This is a genomic window from Natrarchaeobius versutus (genome assembly GCF_041205745.1).
GTDB classification, from domain to species: Archaea; Halobacteriota; Halobacteria; order Halobacteriales; family Natrialbaceae; genus Natrarchaeobius; species Natrarchaeobius versutus.
Genome location: NZ_JBGFCC010000008.1, coordinates 36,766 through 51,742, shown reverse-complemented (window position 1 = coordinate 51,742; position 14,977 = coordinate 36,766). Strand labels below are relative to the sequence as shown.

The window sequence follows — 14,977 nt, the reverse complement described above, 5'->3', positions numbered from 1 at the left end:
CGGTTTCCCCGCAAGAACTAAACCTATATTGCACATGAGAAACGTAGCTTGTATTAGTGATGGCGAACATTGTCTCGGCCGTGAGCGTTCGATCGAAACTGAACCGACACGGAGGAAGCCGATGAGCTCCGGAGCGGACGACGACGGCAGCCACTGTTCGACGCCGGATTCGGACGGTGAGATCGCCGAGGAGATCGCGATCGTCTCCTTCGAGCGAAAGATGGAGACAGCCGAGGAGATCGCCGCGGAACTCGCGGATCGCTACGAGACGATCGACATCCTCGAGTACCACGGTGACGTCTTCGAGGAGTTCTGGGGCGAGTACGACTGTTTCGTCGGTCTGATGGCGTCGGGCATCGCGATGCGCAAGACGGCCCACCTGTTGGACGACAAGTGGGACGATCCCGCGATCTGCGTCGTCGACGAGGAACTGACGTGGGCGATCCCGATCACCGGCGGCCACCACGGGGCAAATCAGGTCGCACAGGACTTAGCGACCATGGGCGCCGTGCCGGCGATGACGACCGCGAGCGAGGCCGCGGGCAAGCAGGGCGTCGAGTCCCGCGCGAAGGCGATGGACGCCCACGTCGTCAACGGCGACTCGACGGTCAAGACGAACCTCGCCGTCCTCGACGACAACCTGGGTCCGGTCGCCCGGATCGACGGCCCGCGGGCGGTGCTGGTCGGCGACGACGTGACGGTCCTCAAGCGCAACACGGACAACGGCGTCGTCATCGGCACCGGCAGCGTCTCCGGCGCCGACGCGGAGGCGTTTCTCGCCGCGTGGGCGAAGGCCCTCGCACAAACGGAGTACGAGTTCGCCGACGTGGAGTTCATCGCCACTGCGACGCGCAAAGAAGACGAGGAGGGCCTGCTCGCGGCGGCCCGAGAGCGCGATCTGGGCGTCGTCACCTTCGACAAGGAGACGCTACTCGACCACGAGGGGCCGACGCCCTCGAAGTCGAAGGAACTGATCGGCTGGCCCGGCGTCTCCGAGGCGTCGGCGATCGCCGGTAGCCGCGAGGGTGAACTCGTCCTCGAGAAACTGAGTTACGAGAACGAGGTCACGGTGGCGATCAGCCGATGAGTTCCGACGCGTCGGAAACGGAGACTGCGGCCGAGACTGAGGGCGAAGCGGACCTGGGACCGGTCGGCGACGAGACGACCGACGGAACGTCGGACGGAACGCCCGACGATCACGGCACCCTCTCCGTCGTCGGCATCGGCCCCGGCCTCCCGGATCAGATGACCGCGAAGGCCAAGCGAGTGATCGAGTCCGCCGACGTGGTGATCGCCTCGAGTCTCTACCAAGCGTTCCTCCGAGAGGACGGGACGCTCCCGTCCGAGGACGCGGTCGACGACGATGGAGTCGCGACTCGAGACGACGGGTTCGAACAGGAGATCGTGCGATCGACGATGGGCAGACAGATCGAACTCACCCGCGCGGCGTTCGATCACGTCCGCGAGGGAAAAGACGTCGCCCACGTCTCGGGCGGCGACCCATCCGTCTACGGCAAGTCCGATCTCGTCTTCGCGATGGCCGAAGAGGACGACGCAACGGACGTCCCGATCGAGATCGTTCCCGGTATAACGGCGGCACTGGGCGGCGCGGCCAACGTCGGCGCGCCGCTGTGTAACGACTTCTGTACCGTCTCGCTGTCGGATAAGTGGCGGGGCTGGGAGGAGATCGAGGAGAAGTTGCGGGCGGCGGCGGTCTCGGAGTTCGTGATCGTCCTCTACAACTGCTGGCGCAACTACGAGCGGGCGCTCGAGATCGTCCGCGAGGAACGTACCGACGACGCCCTCGTGGCGATCGTTAACGACGCCGGACGGGGCGACGCCGGCCGAAACGGCGAAAGCGAGTTCATTACCACCCTCGGCGAGGCCGAAGACCACGACGACAAGGTCTCGGGGATGGGAACCTCGCTGATCATCGGCACCCACGAGACCACGACCTGGCGAAACGACGACCGAGCGTACCTCGTCACTCCCCGGGGCGGGCGTGACGTCGACGACTTCTGAGTTCCACCATGAGTACGGATTCCAACGCTGACACCGACGCTGACGACGAATCGACTTCCAACTGCGGCTCCTCGGCGAACCGCGGCTCCTCGAGTGCCGCCAACTGCGGCGGCGCCTCGGATCCGAACGACGACGCGAACGAGTCGAGTTCGAAGTGTGGCGCCTCGAGTTCCAGTTCGTCTCCGTCCTCGAGCACATGCGGTGCCTCGAGTGCGAGCAAGAGCGAGTCCGTCGACGAGAAAGTCGGCGCGACGGCCGACGAGTTCGAGGCCGATCCCGGTCAACTGATCGCGGTCGGTCTCGGCCCCGGCCACCCCGAGGGGATGACCGACCGCGCGAAGACGGCCCTGCTCGAGGCCGAGCACATCGTCGGCTACACGACCTACATCGACCTCATCCCCGACGAGATCACCGAATCGGCCGACGAACTGTACGACACGCCGATGTGCGGCGAAGTGTCGCGCACCGAGGAGGCGATCGACCGCACGCTCGCGGGCAACGACGTCGCGATCGTCGGCAGCGGCGATCCGAACGTCTACGCCCTCGCCGGCCTGGCGCTCGAGATTCTCGAGTCGAAGGGGGCAACGGCGTCGATGGTCGACTTCGAGGTCGTTCCCGGCGTCCCGGCCGCCCAATCGTGTGGCGCCCGCCTCGGCGCGCCGCTCGTCAACGACACCGTCTCGATCTCGCTGTCGGATCACCTCGTACCGATGCCCGAGATCGAATCGCGGCTCCACGCCGCGGCGAAGGAGAGCTTCACGATCGCGATCTACAACCCGTGGAGTCGCAAGCGCCGCGACAATTTCGAAAAGTGTTGTGAGATCCTGCTGGCCCACCGCGATCCCGACACGCCCGTCGGAATCGTCCACGGCGCCGGTCGGGAGGACGAACGCGTGTTGCTCACCGAACTCTCGGAACTCGAGGCGCTGGGCGAGGACGAAATCGTCGACATGACGACGACGATCATCGTCGGCAACGAGGAGACGTACGTCTGGGACGACCGGATGGTGACGCCGCGGGGCTACGAGACGAAGTACGACTACTGAACGCCACTCGAGATCACCAATGTCACAGTACGAAATCACGGTCGAAAAGGACGCCTGCGACGGCATCTTCGCCTGTCTCACCCGCGACCCACGCTTCGTCGAGGGGGCGGACGGATTGGCGACGATCGATCCCGACGCCGATCCGATATACGACTGCGACGGCGAGGTCGTCGACACCACCGAGCGGGTCGTCGCGACCTTCGACGACGACCGGATCGACGAGGCCAGGCAGGCCGCGGCGGCATGCCCGACGGACGCAATCGCGGTCAGGGAGGTAGACGAATGAGTCCCAACGACGGCGACCGATCGAACGGTCGGGAGCCACTCCTGAGCGTCCAGCCGCCCGCAGACGTGCTCGCCGGCCATCCGACGACGGCGTACTTCTGGGGCCACGTCGCCGCGAGCGGGACCGTTTCCGACGAGAGCCTCGAGGTCGTGACGAGCGACGAACGATCCGCCGAGACGCTTTTGGCGATCGCCGGCGGCGACGTCGCACGCGAGACGACGACGCGGGAGTACGCCCACGATACGTCGATCACGAGAACGGCCGAGGAGTACACGCTGACCCTCGACGGCGACCGCGAGGCCGAAGGGGGCCTGTTTGGTCGATCGACGACCGCCGGACTGCCGGTCGACGGCCGCGGAAACTACCGGTTCGGGGCGTTCTCGAGTCACGACAGAGAACTCCTTCGAGGCCTGCTCGAGGGCTGTGGAACGGTCTGTTTCAAATCGTCGCAGGGAACGGTCGGAATCTCGTTCGTCCACGACGACGACGAACTGCTTTCGACCGTTCGGAACCTGCTCGCGGGCTGTCCGGTCGAGACACCCCTCGGTGACCTCGCGGAGACGTCCTCGAGCGGTTACTGGTTCGGCGTCAACGACGACGCCGCGCCCGCCCTCGGGCGCTGGCTCTACGAAAACTGCGAGGAGACCGGGCTCTACGCCCCCAGCCGCCGGCGAAAGCTCGAGCGCAGCCTCGAGCAGGCGGAGGCGATCGAGTAATCCGCGCTGGGGCGCGCCACGCGCGCCGCCGGAGCGGGAGAGTGCGAGAGGGAGAGAGGAGTGAGGGAGAGCGCGAGAGGGAGAGAGGAGTGAGGGAGAGCGCGAGAGGGAGAGAGGAGTGAGGGAGAGCGCGAGAGGGAGAGAGGAGTGAGGGAGAGCGCGAGAGGGAGAGAGGAGTGAGGGAGAGAACACGAATACCCAAACGAACACGACCCATGCACCATACGATCGACGACGAATCCGCATTCGACGACGAGGCCGTCCTGCTGGTCGGTCACGGCTCGCGTCGAGAGCGCTCGAACGAACAGGTTCGCGAGTTAGCCGCCGGCCTGGAGAACCGCCTCGAAATCCCGGTCGACGCGGCGTTTATCGAACTGGCTGAGCCGTCGATCGAGGCGGCGTTCGAGGGGCTTTCGGGCGTCGTCGATCGAGTGACTGTCGTCCACTGCTCGCTGTTCGCCGCGAGCCACGTCAAAAACGACGTGCCGCTGGCGATCGAGCGAGCGCGGGCGGACCACGACCTCGAGATCGACGCCGGGGCACACCTCGGAATCCACCCTGCGATCCTCGAGATCCTCGACGAGCGGGCGGCGGCCGTCGAGCGGGCGATCGGGGTGGACCGCGACGACGAGGACGTCGCCGTCGTCTGCTGTGCACGCGGCTCGAGCGATCCGGACGCCAACGGCGACGTCCACAAGCTCGCTCGGCTGTTCTACGAGGGGCGGTCGTTCTCGCGCGTCGAGGCGTCGTTCGTCGGCGTCACCGAACCGACGCTCGAGGAGAGTCTCCACGGACTCGCCAAACACCGACCGGACGCCGTGGTCGTCCTGCCGTACATGCTCGGCGACGGCGTTCTCACCCGACGCGTCCGGGACTGGACCGACGAGTTCGACGCCGACTACCCCTACGTGGAGGCGGCCGCGGGCGATCCGCTCGGGACCGACGAGCGATTACTCGAGGTCTTCGCGGACCGCTGGCAAGAGGCGCGGTCGGGAAGCGTCGAGATGTCCTGTGACACCTGTAAGTACAAGGTCGACCTGCACGGCTACGAGGACGATCTCGGCGGAGCACGCGCCATGGTGCGGGCGCTTGCCCACCGGGCGAGCCACGCCGACCGCGAGGACGTCGACGACGAGCCACACGCTCACGACGGCGTTGATCGACACGTCGCCGTCTGTACGAATCGAACCTGTACCGAGATGGGATCGTCGACGGTCCTCGAGCGGCTGCGACAAGCCGTCCGGGACGCAGACGGTTGTGACGTCCGAATCACGCGCTCGTCCTGTCTCGGCCGTTGTGGGGACGGACCGATGGTCGCCGTCTACCCCGACGGGATCTGGTACGGCGGCGTCGAGAGCGCGGACGCCGAACGGATCGTTTCGTCCCACCTCGAGCGGGACCGCATCGTAAGCGACATCGTCGACCGGACGCTCTGAGTCCGGTTTGGATCCATGAGCTGTTACGAAATCGAAGCACTGAAACTCGGACTGATGAACGTCCTCGGTGGCGGGGACGGACACGCCCGCGAACACGCGGAGAAAGAACTGGAAGGGCATCTCGAGGGGCCGATCGGCGCCCTCGCGGCCGCCGAAACCTTGGCCGACGTCGAGAACCATCTCGACGCGGCGCTGGTCGACCTCGAGGAGGACGTCGCGACGATGGACGCGGACGATCCGGAGTACGACTACACCCGCGGGCGGTTGCTAGCCGTCCGCGACGCGGAGCGGGCCGTCCGGCGCCTCTCCGTCCAGGGAGAGAGCGTCGTCGACGGCCTCGGCGACGCCCACGACCTGCTCCACGAGACGTTTCCGGAGGAGTGAGGATGGCGGAATCCAGCTTCGACGGCCGGCGCGTCTCTCTCGGCGAGATCGACAGCGCCCGGAGCCGACACATGTGGACGCGCTCGAGCGTCCACCTCACCGACGACCTCGTCGTCGTCGGACGGTGGAACGGGACGGTTTCGGCCTACGATCGCGACTCCCTCACGGAGCGGTGGGCCCTCGACCACCCCGGAAGTGCGACCGGGCTCGACGCGGTTGGGGATCTTCTCGTCGTCGCCGGACGAGGAGAGAGTGGGACGGTCGCGGCCTACGATCTCGAGTCGGGCGAGCGACGATGGAGCTACGAGACCGCGGCCGACGTGGGCGAACCCGAACGCGATGACCGCTTCGCGCGTCCATACGTCGTCTCCCTCGCGACCGACGCGGACCGCGAAGTCGTCTACGCCGCCGCCAGACGGTACGAACGGAACGGGCAGGATCGACGCTGGCACAGTACGGTCTACGCACTCGAGTTCGATGGACGGGTTCGCTGGCGGTACGAAACCGACGCGTCGCCGATCGCACTCGCACTCGACGACGCCGGCAACCGTCTCGCAGTGGGTTTCAACCGCTGTCTGGGCGACCACGACATCGGACTCGTCGTTCTCGAGTCCGAAACCGGCGAGCCCCGCTGGCAGTGGGATCCCGGAACTGACGGGGATCGGCGGGTCGGCGACGTGGCGTTCGACGGCGACCGCCTCGGCGTCGCGAGCCACGGCGACAAGCGCGGCTACCTGCTCGGTCCAGGAGGCGAAAAACGCTGGCAGGTCGACCTCGCGGTCGAGACCGAAATCGGAGAGGAGACGCTGTACGCGTACCCGAATCACGTCCACGCGAGCGACGGTGACGTCGCGTTCGTGACCGGAAACACGTACGCACTCGAGAGCCGCGAGACCGGGAGTCGCCATCCGAACGAACACCGTATCGCCTGCTTCGATCGCGGCGGAAACCAGCGGTGGAACGAATCCGTCCGCGGGTTCGTACACGGCCTCTCTGCCGACGAAGGGACCATCGTCGCCCCCTGTGCACAGAACTTCCGGGTTCGCGATCCGGCAACCCACGCCGTCCGGCAGTTCGATCTCGAGACAGGTGATACCGCGACGTGGCGGCTCGACGGAATCGCGACCGCGGCGGCCGTCGACGGCGCGACGGTGGCGGCGATCGAAGAACCAGTCGCGTATCACGACGACGAGTGCGTCCGCGGCGAGTACGCGCTCGTGATCGGATCGGTCACGTGACTCCGGGTGAGTGCTCGAGGGAGGTAAACGCCTGAAGGGTGTCGAGATTGTCGATCCAGATCTCGTGACCACCATCGGGTCGACGGAAATTGTGCAGACAGAGCAGATCGTACGAGAGGACGGGACGGCGGCCCAGCCAGCGTGACGACCGATACAGTGGCCGGGCGAGCGACGCCGGCGGCCGATCGACCGGATCGCGTTCGGTCTCGTGGACGAACGCGCTGGCCAGAAACGCGGTGATTCTGCAAACGCGTATCGTCTCCCGACGGCTCAGTTGGTCGAACAGTCCCTTCGGCGGCGACGTGAGGTCCTCGTCGATCGATTCGATCGTTCCGCCCTCGAGTCGAGATGGGAGCGCATTCCCAAGCGCATCGAAGCCGCCGAGATACGATCCGATCTCGCTCGAGTGACCGTCCACCTCGAAGCGCTCGAGGGGGTCTCTCCTCGGAAGGTAGCCGCGAGTGGCGGTGATGGGGCTCGTTTCGATCTCCGTCACGGTGTCCTGATTCGTGTCATTCCGAACTCCTGTCGGAAGTTCCGAACTTGGTGGCTATCAAACTGATACCACCATGCGAGGGTCTTCGAAGATCGGATCGAGAATCCACCCGGCGATTGGGAATCGTCCGATCGGTATCCCAGGGTGAAAAGCGACGTATACGCCCTAATGGCAGATTTATTTATTGAAAAGTGAAGTGTTATATATAGCGCAGGTACCGAGCGAATCGGAAAGTCAAATCGCAGATATCCGTATCGGGGGTTTGTGAGTGAAAATGATTGTTCATATAGCGATTCATACGTGCAGTAATATCCTTCTAAGTAAGCTATTTCTAAATGATATTGCAGAGTGTCCCCCTCTGGGCACCAATATCTGGATGTATCCATACTTCGAGGACCACCACAAGATTTTATTACATGAAAAACATAATATGGGAGCCCTCAGATTATAGACAATAAGCCACCATCGCGGCGGGGCACGCACGGGAGAGAATGACAACGGATCCTCGAGTCACTCGCGCACAAGTTTTACTACCGTACACTAGTAATCCGCACATCGTTCGGCAGAACTGGTTCAACGGTATTGAACGTCCTTCGAACGTGGATCCTTCCATCATATAGGTTGTTGTTGAATTCTCAAATGCAGAGGAGAAACGTAGTTTCGTCCCATAATGATGGAAACCGGTTCAAAACCGGTGGACGAGGAAAGACGACGAGTAGAGAGAGAGAGTGAAGATTACCGACGGGTCGTACTCCGAATGAGAACTACGGCTGCGAACGGGGAAAGGCGACCCGTGAGTCGCAACGTGAGCGAGAACCGCGGCGTGTACACGTTTAAGGTCCAACAACTGGCTACCGCCGTATCACCGGAGTCGAAAGAAACACACGCTCGAGGGGTTACAGAACGATACTCTTGGTTCGCATCAACTCGTGGATCGAGGTATCGATCCCCTCTCGACCGATGCCGGAATCGCCGTTTCCGCCGAACGGGACGTCGCCGAGGCCATGACTCGGCGCGCCGTTGATCCGAACGCACCCGGCGTCGAGACGGTCCGCCACCTCGAGAGCCCGTTCGTACGTTTGGGTGAACACGGCGGCGTCGAGTGCCAGTTCCGAGGCGTTCGCTCGAGCGATCGCTTCCGTACTGTCGTCGAACCTCGTGACGGCGGCGACGGGGCCGAACTGTTCTTCGGAGAGAATCCGGGCATCCTGGGGGACGTCCGCTAGAAGCGTCGGCTGGAAAAACAACGAGTCCAGTTCCGAGGGGGCGTGATCCGGCGCGATACGAGAACCGCCTCGGACGAGAGATGCGCCCCTCGAGACGGCGTCGTCGACGAGTGTCGCGACCCGGTCGGCGTGCGTCTCGCTGATCAGCGGGCCGACTGCGGTGTCTTCGTCGAACAGCGGACCCACCTCCCACGTCTCCATCTCTCGATCGAGTCGGACAACCAGTTCGTCGTGGACAGCGTCGGCGACCAGGATTCGAGAGACCGCCGAACACCGCTGTCCCGCGTACTTGAGGGCCCCGCCAGCACAGGTCTGTGCGACCGACTGGACGTCGGCATCCTCGAAGACGAGCGCCGGTGCGTTGCCGCCGAGTTCCATGTGGAGCGTCACGATGGCGCTCTCTCGAGCGATGTGGCGGCCGACCTCGGACGATCCGGTCATCGCGATGGCGTTGATCCGGGAGTCACCGGCTAAAACGTCGCCGATCGCGCTTCCGGACCCGGGGACGTAATTGAACGCCCCGTCGGGAACGCCGTCGACACCGTCGACGATCTCGGTGAGCACAGCAGTGGAAACGGGAGCAACGCTTGCAGGCTTGAGGACGACGCTGTTTCCGGCGGCGAGTGCGGGGGCGACCTGGAGTGCCGCGGTCGCTAAGGGATAGTTGTACGGCGTGATGCACAGTACCGTTCCGATCGGTTCGGGCTTGACGATCGACTGCCAACCCTCGTGTCCGTCCGTAAATCCCTCGCGAAACTCTCCCTTGCTCGCGATCAGTCGCGCCTCGTCGGCCGCTCTCCGAAATCGCTCGACGGTGCTCTCGACTTCGCTTCGCGCGGATGCAATCGGCTTTCCGGCTTCACGGACGATGATTTTCGCGAGTTCGGCTCGGCGTTCGGCGACCGCCTCAGCGATCGACTCACACCACCTCGCGCGCTCGACGACAGACGTTCGAGACATCGTCGGTTCGGCGTCGGTCGCCGCGGCGAGTGCGCCTCGAGCGACAGCAGGGCTCGCCGCCGAAACGTCCGCGAGCGTTTTCCCGTCGGTTAGATCCGAAACCGAGAACGTTCCGTCGGTTTCGATCCAGTTTCCACCGACGTAGACGTCGATCTGGTGGTCAATTTGGTGTGTCGTCATACAGTATCGTTTCGTGGTCGAAGTATCCGAGCGAGCGCACAACGAGCGCTCGCAAGCGATTACCGGATCTGGCGATCCATCCGATCCAGTACGAACGGGGAAGGCAGATCCGTGAGCGATACGTGGCGCTGTGGCGATTACTGTGCAGTCGTCCCCCCGTCGATGTTCACGACCGTTCCGTGGATCTTCGCACCCTTCTCGGAGGCTAGAAACGTCGCCAGGTTCGCGATGTCCTCGGGGTCGTTCAGCTTTCCGATCGGAATCACGTCCTTGCGTCGGTCGACCCACTCGGGATCGTTCTTGCGGACCTCTTCGTTCATCGCGGTCTTGGTCGTCCCCGGGGCGATCGCGTTAATATTGACCTTCTCGTCGCCGTATTCGACGGCCAGCTGACGGGTGAGCTGGTTGACTCCACCTTTGCTAGCACAGTATACCGGAAGATCAGACACCGCTCGTTCGGCGGCTTCCGAGGAGATGTTGAGCAACGTCCCCTCGCGCTCGGAGAGCACCGGAAGACTGGCTTTCGCCAACCGCATCGGCCCGACCAGGTTGACGTCGACGACGACCTCCATCGCCTCCTCGTCGGTGTCTTCGATTCGTCCCCTCGTCATCGCACCCGCGCTGTTGAACACCGTGTCGATTCCGCCGAATTCGTCGACAGTCGCGTCGACCGCCGCCTGGACCGACGCCATATCTCGAAGGTCGATGTCGACGAACGACGCGTCACCACCCGCTGCGGCGATAACCTCGTGAGTCGGATCGCCGTCGGACTTTGGCTCTTCCTGTATATCTGCGATCATGACTCGAGCGCCCTCGTCCGCGAACGTCCGGGCGACCGTCCGGCCGATACCCGAAGCACCGCCGACGACGAGCACATCCTGCGCTGTCAATGGTGTCGACATACCACAGTGGAGCGGTTCTTAGGATAAAAAAGTATTGGTCGCGGACACATTCTCCAGCGCCGCCGACGAATCGAACGCTCACCAGCCACCGAGGACGATAGCTTTATTTGGAGACGGACGGATGACAGAACATGGGAGAATCCATAGACGGCAAGACAGCCATAGTGACCGGCTCGAGTTCTGGAATCGGGAAGGCAGTAGCGAAACGGCTCGCCGACGACGGCGCGAACGTCGTCGTCAACTCTCGATCCCGCGACCGAGCGGAAGCCGCCGCCGAGGAGATCAGTGGTGACGGTCGAACCGCCGTTCCGATCGAAGCAGACGTCACCGAGCACGACGACGTCCAGTCGCTACTCGAGCGGACGACGGACGAGTTCGAACGCGTCGACATCCTGGTCAACAACGCCGGAATGACAACGATCGACGACGCCGAGACGTTCGATCCGGAGGAGTGGAAACGCGTGATCGACGTCAATCTCAACGGAACGTTCTACTGTTCGCAGGCGGCCGGATCTCGGATGATAGAGCAGGGAGACGGCGGCCAGATCATCAACGTCTCGAGTCTGCTGAGCAAACAGGGTCTCTCCAAGCGGACACCGTACGCCGCCGCGAAGGGAGGTATCAACAGCCTCACTCGGTGTCTCGCGGTCGAGTGGGCCGACGAAGGTATTCACGTCAACGCGCTCGCACCGGGATTCATCAAGACGGACATCACCGAGCAAACCCAGGAGTCGGCTGGCTACACCGACGACGATATTCGGGACCGGACGCCGCTCGGACGGTACGGAACGTTAGCGGAGATGGCGAACTGCGTCTCGTTTCTCGCGGCCGGCGATCACTTCGTCACCGGCGAAGTGCTCCAGGCCGACGGCGGGTGGTTGGCGAACTCCTGGGGGCCGACGCCGTAAGGACGTCCGACGAATCCAACACCGACCGAGTGGATCACTAATTTCACGTAAACCGATCCGACTCTGACAGACGCTCGTTTTCGAAGCCACTACACCCAGGTTGACGACGCTCGAGGGGAAAGCAACGGTCGGCCCTCCGCAAGTCCGTGTTCGTTCGAACAGTATACGCAGTCGAAACGTCGAATCCGATCGCGCTACGAAGAGAGATCGTACCGTTCGTCGTGGAGAATACACCGTGCTCGCTGATTGTCAGCGACGTCGTACATTCGTGGCTCCCCTTCGCGACACTCCGCTGACGCCTCTGGACACCGCGGCGCGAACCGGCATCCGGTGGGAAGATCGACCGGATCCGGGACTTCACCCGAGAGTTCGATTCGATCCCGTTCGACGTCGGGATTGATTATCGGCGTCGAGGAGACGAGCGCCTGCGTGTAGGGATGTTGTGGATCGTTGATCACCTGCGTCGACGGACCGGTCTCGACGAATCGGCCGAGATACATGATTCCGATCCGGTCACAGACGTGTTTCAGCAAGGAGAGGTCGTGACTGATGTACATAAACGAGATCCCCTTCTCCGTCCGGAGATCGTCTAGTAGCCGGAGGATGCTCGCACGAATGCTCACGTCGAGCATACTCACTGGTTCGTCACAGACGACGAACGATGGATCGGAGACGATTGCTCGCGCGATTCCGACGCGCTGGCGCTCGCCGCCGCTCAGTTCCGACGTGTACTCGTCCATGTAGTTCTCCGGCGGGCGGAGTCCGACCTCGGCGAGCGTCTCACGAACCACCGCACGGCGTTCGCCTTTCGGACCGATATCGTGGATGTCGAGGGGCTCCCGAACCCACTGGACGACCGTAAATCGTGGGTTTAACGACTGGTACGGATCCTGCTGGATGATCTGAACGTCGCTCCGGAGCGCGTTTATCTCGCCTTTGTCCATCTCGGTGACGTCCCGACCGTCGATCGTAATCTCTCCGTCCGTGGGTTCCTCGAGTTGCAGGATAGTCTCGGCAAGTGTCGTCTTCCCACACCCACTCTCGCCAGCGATTCCGAACGCCTCGCCCTCCGCGATATCGAACGAGACGCCGTCGACCGCTTTGACGGATTTGTCCTCGCCGAACCCGAACAGGTTCGAAAGCGCTCCGTCGTCGACCGGGAAATGCTTCTTGACGTCTCGTACTTCGACTTTCGTCTCAGTCATTTTTGACCTCCGTTTCGGTTTTTCTTTCGTCGGATTCCGTCGATTCGAGTTCGGTCCACGTCTCGTGTTTCTTCGCTTCCGACTGCAGGTACTCGACCTCGTCGGCTCGGTGACACTCGACACGGTGCCCGTCTCCGTACTCCGCCGGTTCGGGTGCGACCTCCCAGCACTCCTCCTCTGCGAACGGACACCGGGGAGCGAACTGGCACATCTCGTCGGGGTCGACCAACGTAGGTGGGGCCCCCGGAATCGAGATCAGATCCTGGGAGTCTTCGGTGATGTCAGGAAACGAGTTTCGGAGTCCAAGCGTGTAGGGGTGACGAGGTGACTTGATGATCGTCTCCGCGTCCGCGTACTCGACGATACGCCCACCGTACATCACCGCGATGTTGTCACATCGTTCGGAGACGACGGACATGTCGTGGGTGATGAGCAACATTGCGACGTTCATCTCGTCTTGGAGGTCCTGGATGACGTCGAGCAGTCGGTCCTGAATAACGACGTCGAGCGCCGTCGTCGGTTCGTCGGCCAGGATGACCTTCGGATCAAGTGCAAGCGCCAGCGCAACCATCGCCCGCTGGGCCATTCCACCGGAAAACTGGTGTGGATAGTCGTCGATCCGATCGCCGTCGATTCCGAGCTTTTCGAACAGCTCTTTCGCACGCTCACGTGCCTCCGCTTTGGAGGTGTCCGACTCGTGGGTCCGAACGACCTCGACGATCTGTTCGCCGACGGTGTAGACGGGATCGAACCCGTTCATCGCGTTCTGTGGAATCATCGAAATTTCGCTCCACCGGACCTCCCGTTTTAGCTCCTTGAGGCTGAGATCGGTCAGTTCCCTGTCGTCGAGTTCGACCGACCCACCGGCGATGTTGCAGTTACTCTCGAGAAGGCGAATAAGCGACTTCGCCGTGGTCGTCTTCCCACAGCCGCTCTCGCCCACGAGACCGAGCGTTTCGTTCTCCGCTAGGTCCACGCTCAGTCCGTTGACCGCGTGAACCTCGCCGTGTTCCGTTTCGTACCTAACTTCGAGGTCGGATATTTCGAGCATTGTTAGTTGTGTCGTAGGTCCGGGTTGGTAACCTTTTCTAGGCTTCGGCCGATGAAGAACACCGACATCACGAACAGCATGATGCTCACTCCAGGTGGAATAACCCACCACCAGGCGTACCGAATCGCGCCGTTGATGTACGCCTCGTAGAGGATGGTCCCCCAGGAGTACATGTCCGGATCACCGAAGCCGAGGAAGGCGATGCTGGCTTCGTAGATGACTGCCCACGCGACGCCGAACGTGAGGTACAACACGACGAGCGGGAGCACGTTCGGGAGGATGTGCCGGAACATGATCCGAAAGTCACTCGCACCCGCCGCCCTGGCCGACTGAACGTACGGCCGTTCTTTCTGTGTCAACACCTCGGATCTGATCACGCGGGCACTAGAACGCCACATCAGTAACGATATCACGATGATGATATTGTAGAGACTGGAACCGAAAATGAACACCAGCGCGATGACGAACGGGAGAAACGGCAGGCCGTACGCGATGTCGACGAGTCGCATCAGGATGTTATCGATCTTTCCGCCGTAATAGCCCGAAGCCAACGCGACGCTCGTCCCGACGACGGTCGCGATAACTGCCGCGGTGAGGCCAACGATGAGCGAAACTTGTGCACCCATCATCACCTGGGACATGACGTCACGGCCGAGGTGGGTCGTCCCGAACGGATGTTCCGCGGTCGGTTCCGCCAGACGCAACACGTCCCCGTCCTCACCGTGGTTGATCTCGCCCGGATCGTGAGGAACGATAAACGGAGCGAACAGCCCCGCGAAGATGAACACCGCGAGTACGATCACACCGAACTGTGCTAACCGCTCGCCCTCGAGAATCGAGCGCGACTTCGAGTAGGCGGTAGCGACGCTGTTCCGAGCGGATTCTGCGGCCGTCGTGATGGTTGACTGTCGAGTAGACATG

The 14,977-nt window shown here is 62.9% G+C and carries 15 protein-coding genes; 9 read left to right on the top strand and 6 right to left on the bottom strand.

Translation table 11 applies throughout. The features are described from left to right. The first annotated feature begins 121 nt into the window (after positions 1 to 121). The 8 genes from cbiG (at position 122) to AB7C87_RS17320 (ending at position 7,128) form a co-directional block, all read left to right on the top strand. Positions 122 to 1,087 carry a cobalt-precorrin 5A hydrolase gene (cbiG, locus tag AB7C87_RS17355; protein WP_369730759.1) on the top strand — a complete coding sequence of 322 codons (966 nt, stop codon included), beginning with the start codon at positions 122 to 124 and terminating at the stop codon, positions 1,085 to 1,087. Then, complete coding sequence (locus AB7C87_RS17350; protein ID WP_369730758.1) at positions 1,084 to 2,022, top strand: precorrin-3B C(17)-methyltransferase; 939 nt, start codon at positions 1,084 to 1,086, stop codon at positions 2,020 to 2,022. The genes cbiG and AB7C87_RS17350 overlap by 4 nt, the downstream gene beginning before the upstream one ends. 8 nt (positions 2,023 to 2,030) lie before the next feature. Beyond that, positions 2,031 to 3,068, top strand: a complete 1,038-nt coding sequence (gene cobJ, locus AB7C87_RS17345; protein ID WP_369730757.1) for a precorrin-3B C(17)-methyltransferase — start codon at positions 2,031 to 2,033, stop codon at positions 3,066 to 3,068. A 19-nt stretch (positions 3,069 to 3,087) separates the two neighbouring features. Then, on the top strand, positions 3,088 to 3,354 hold the full coding sequence (locus AB7C87_RS17340; protein ID WP_369730756.1) for a ferredoxin: 267 nt from the start codon (positions 3,088 to 3,090) through the stop codon (positions 3,352 to 3,354). After that, entirely contained in the window at positions 3,351 to 4,070 is a 720-nt protein-coding gene (locus AB7C87_RS17335; protein ID WP_369730755.1) for a cobalamin biosynthesis protein, read from the top strand. The genes AB7C87_RS17340 and AB7C87_RS17335 overlap by 4 nt, the downstream gene beginning before the upstream one ends. Before the next feature lie 215 nt (positions 4,071 to 4,285). After that, the gene (locus AB7C87_RS17330; protein ID WP_369730754.1) at positions 4,286 to 5,506 is read left to right on the top strand and encodes a CbiX/SirB N-terminal domain-containing protein; all 1,221 of its coding nucleotides are present in this window, start codon (positions 4,286 to 4,288) and stop codon (positions 5,504 to 5,506) included. 15 nt (positions 5,507 to 5,521) lie between these two features. Beyond that, entirely contained in the window at positions 5,522 to 5,890 is a 369-nt protein-coding gene (locus AB7C87_RS17325; RefSeq protein WP_369730753.1) for a DUF3209 family protein, read from the top strand. Positions 5,891 to 5,892: 2 nt separating this feature from the next. After that, complete coding sequence (locus AB7C87_RS17320) at positions 5,893 to 7,128, top strand: outer membrane protein assembly factor BamB family protein (RefSeq protein WP_369730752.1); 1,236 nt, start codon at positions 5,893 to 5,895, stop codon at positions 7,126 to 7,128. On the opposite strand, the gene AB7C87_RS17315 is transcribed toward AB7C87_RS17320, so the two are convergent. The 3 genes from AB7C87_RS17315 to AB7C87_RS17305 form a co-directional block, all read right to left on the bottom strand. After that, on the bottom strand, positions 7,121 to 7,624 hold the full coding sequence (locus tag AB7C87_RS17315; protein WP_369730751.1) for a PrnB family protein: 504 nt from the start codon (positions 7,622 to 7,624) through the stop codon (positions 7,121 to 7,123). The genes AB7C87_RS17320 and AB7C87_RS17315 overlap by 8 nt on opposite strands. Positions 7,625 to 8,520: 896 nt before the next feature. Next, positions 8,521 to 9,990, bottom strand: a complete 1,470-nt coding sequence (locus tag AB7C87_RS17310) for an aldehyde dehydrogenase family protein (RefSeq protein ID WP_369730750.1) — start codon at positions 9,988 to 9,990, stop codon at positions 8,521 to 8,523. Positions 9,991 to 10,127: 137 nt separating this feature from the next. After that, a complete protein-coding gene (locus AB7C87_RS17305) occupies positions 10,128 to 10,892 on the bottom strand; it encodes an SDR family NAD(P)-dependent oxidoreductase (RefSeq protein ID WP_369730749.1) in 765 nt (254 codons plus the stop codon). Between the two features lie 131 nt (positions 10,893 to 11,023). Here AB7C87_RS17305 and AB7C87_RS17300 point away from each other — a divergent pair, with 131 nt between their 5' ends. Next, positions 11,024 to 11,800 carry an SDR family NAD(P)-dependent oxidoreductase gene (locus AB7C87_RS17300; RefSeq protein WP_369730748.1) on the top strand — a complete coding sequence of 259 codons (777 nt, stop codon included), beginning with the start codon at positions 11,024 to 11,026 and terminating at the stop codon, positions 11,798 to 11,800. A 194-nt stretch (positions 11,801 to 11,994) separates the two neighbouring features. On the opposite strand, the gene AB7C87_RS17295 is transcribed toward AB7C87_RS17300, so the two are convergent. Genes AB7C87_RS17295 through AB7C87_RS17285 form a run of 3 tightly spaced genes read right to left on the bottom strand, consistent with a single transcriptional unit; the run spans position 11,995 to position 14,976 of the window. Continuing rightward, the gene (locus AB7C87_RS17295) at positions 11,995 to 13,005 is read right to left on the bottom strand and encodes an ABC transporter ATP-binding protein (RefSeq protein WP_369730747.1); all 1,011 of its coding nucleotides are present in this window, start codon (positions 13,003 to 13,005) and stop codon (positions 11,995 to 11,997) included. Continuing rightward, positions 12,998 to 14,056, bottom strand: a complete 1,059-nt coding sequence (locus tag AB7C87_RS17290; protein ID WP_369730746.1) for an ABC transporter ATP-binding protein — start codon at positions 14,054 to 14,056, stop codon at positions 12,998 to 13,000. Before AB7C87_RS17290 ends, AB7C87_RS17295 begins: the two co-directional genes overlap by 8 nt. 2 nt (positions 14,057 to 14,058) lie before the next feature. Further along, complete coding sequence (locus tag AB7C87_RS17285; RefSeq protein ID WP_369730745.1) at positions 14,059 to 14,976, bottom strand: ABC transporter permease; 918 nt, start codon at positions 14,974 to 14,976, stop codon at positions 14,059 to 14,061. Position 14,977 lies beyond the last annotated feature (1 nt).

Coding starts and splice junctions, on each gene's coding strand:
- cbiG (WP_369730759.1), top strand. CDS start 122: ATGAGCTCCGGAGCGGACGACGACGGCAGCCACTGTTCGACGCCGGAT.
- AB7C87_RS17350 (WP_369730758.1), top strand. CDS start 1,084: ATGAGTTCCGACGCGTCGGAAACGGAGACTGCGGCCGAGACTGAGGGC.
- cobJ (WP_369730757.1), top strand. CDS start 2,031: ATGAGTACGGATTCCAACGCTGACACCGACGCTGACGACGAATCGACT.
- AB7C87_RS17340 (WP_369730756.1), top strand. CDS start 3,088: ATGTCACAGTACGAAATCACGGTCGAAAAGGACGCCTGCGACGGCATC.
- AB7C87_RS17335 (WP_369730755.1), top strand. CDS start 3,351: ATGAGTCCCAACGACGGCGACCGATCGAACGGTCGGGAGCCACTCCTG.
- AB7C87_RS17330 (WP_369730754.1), top strand. CDS start 4,286: ATGCACCATACGATCGACGACGAATCCGCATTCGACGACGAGGCCGTC.
- AB7C87_RS17325 (WP_369730753.1), top strand. CDS start 5,522: ATGAGCTGTTACGAAATCGAAGCACTGAAACTCGGACTGATGAACGTC.
- AB7C87_RS17320 (WP_369730752.1), top strand. CDS start 5,893: ATGGCGGAATCCAGCTTCGACGGCCGGCGCGTCTCTCTCGGCGAGATC.
- AB7C87_RS17310 (WP_369730750.1), bottom strand. CDS start 9,990: ATGACGACACACCAAATTGACCACCAGATCGACGTCTACGTCGGTGGA.
- AB7C87_RS17305 (WP_369730749.1), bottom strand. CDS start 10,892: ATGTCGACACCATTGACAGCGCAGGATGTGCTCGTCGTCGGCGGTGCT.
- AB7C87_RS17300 (WP_369730748.1), top strand. CDS start 11,024: ATGGGAGAATCCATAGACGGCAAGACAGCCATAGTGACCGGCTCGAGT.
- AB7C87_RS17295 (WP_369730747.1), bottom strand. CDS start 13,005: ATGACTGAGACGAAAGTCGAAGTACGAGACGTCAAGAAGCATTTCCCG.
- AB7C87_RS17290 (WP_369730746.1), bottom strand. CDS start 14,056: ATGCTCGAAATATCCGACCTCGAAGTTAGGTACGAAACGGAACACGGC.
- AB7C87_RS17285 (WP_369730745.1), bottom strand. CDS start 14,976: ATGTCTACTCGACAGTCAACCATCACGACGGCCGCAGAATCCGCTCGG.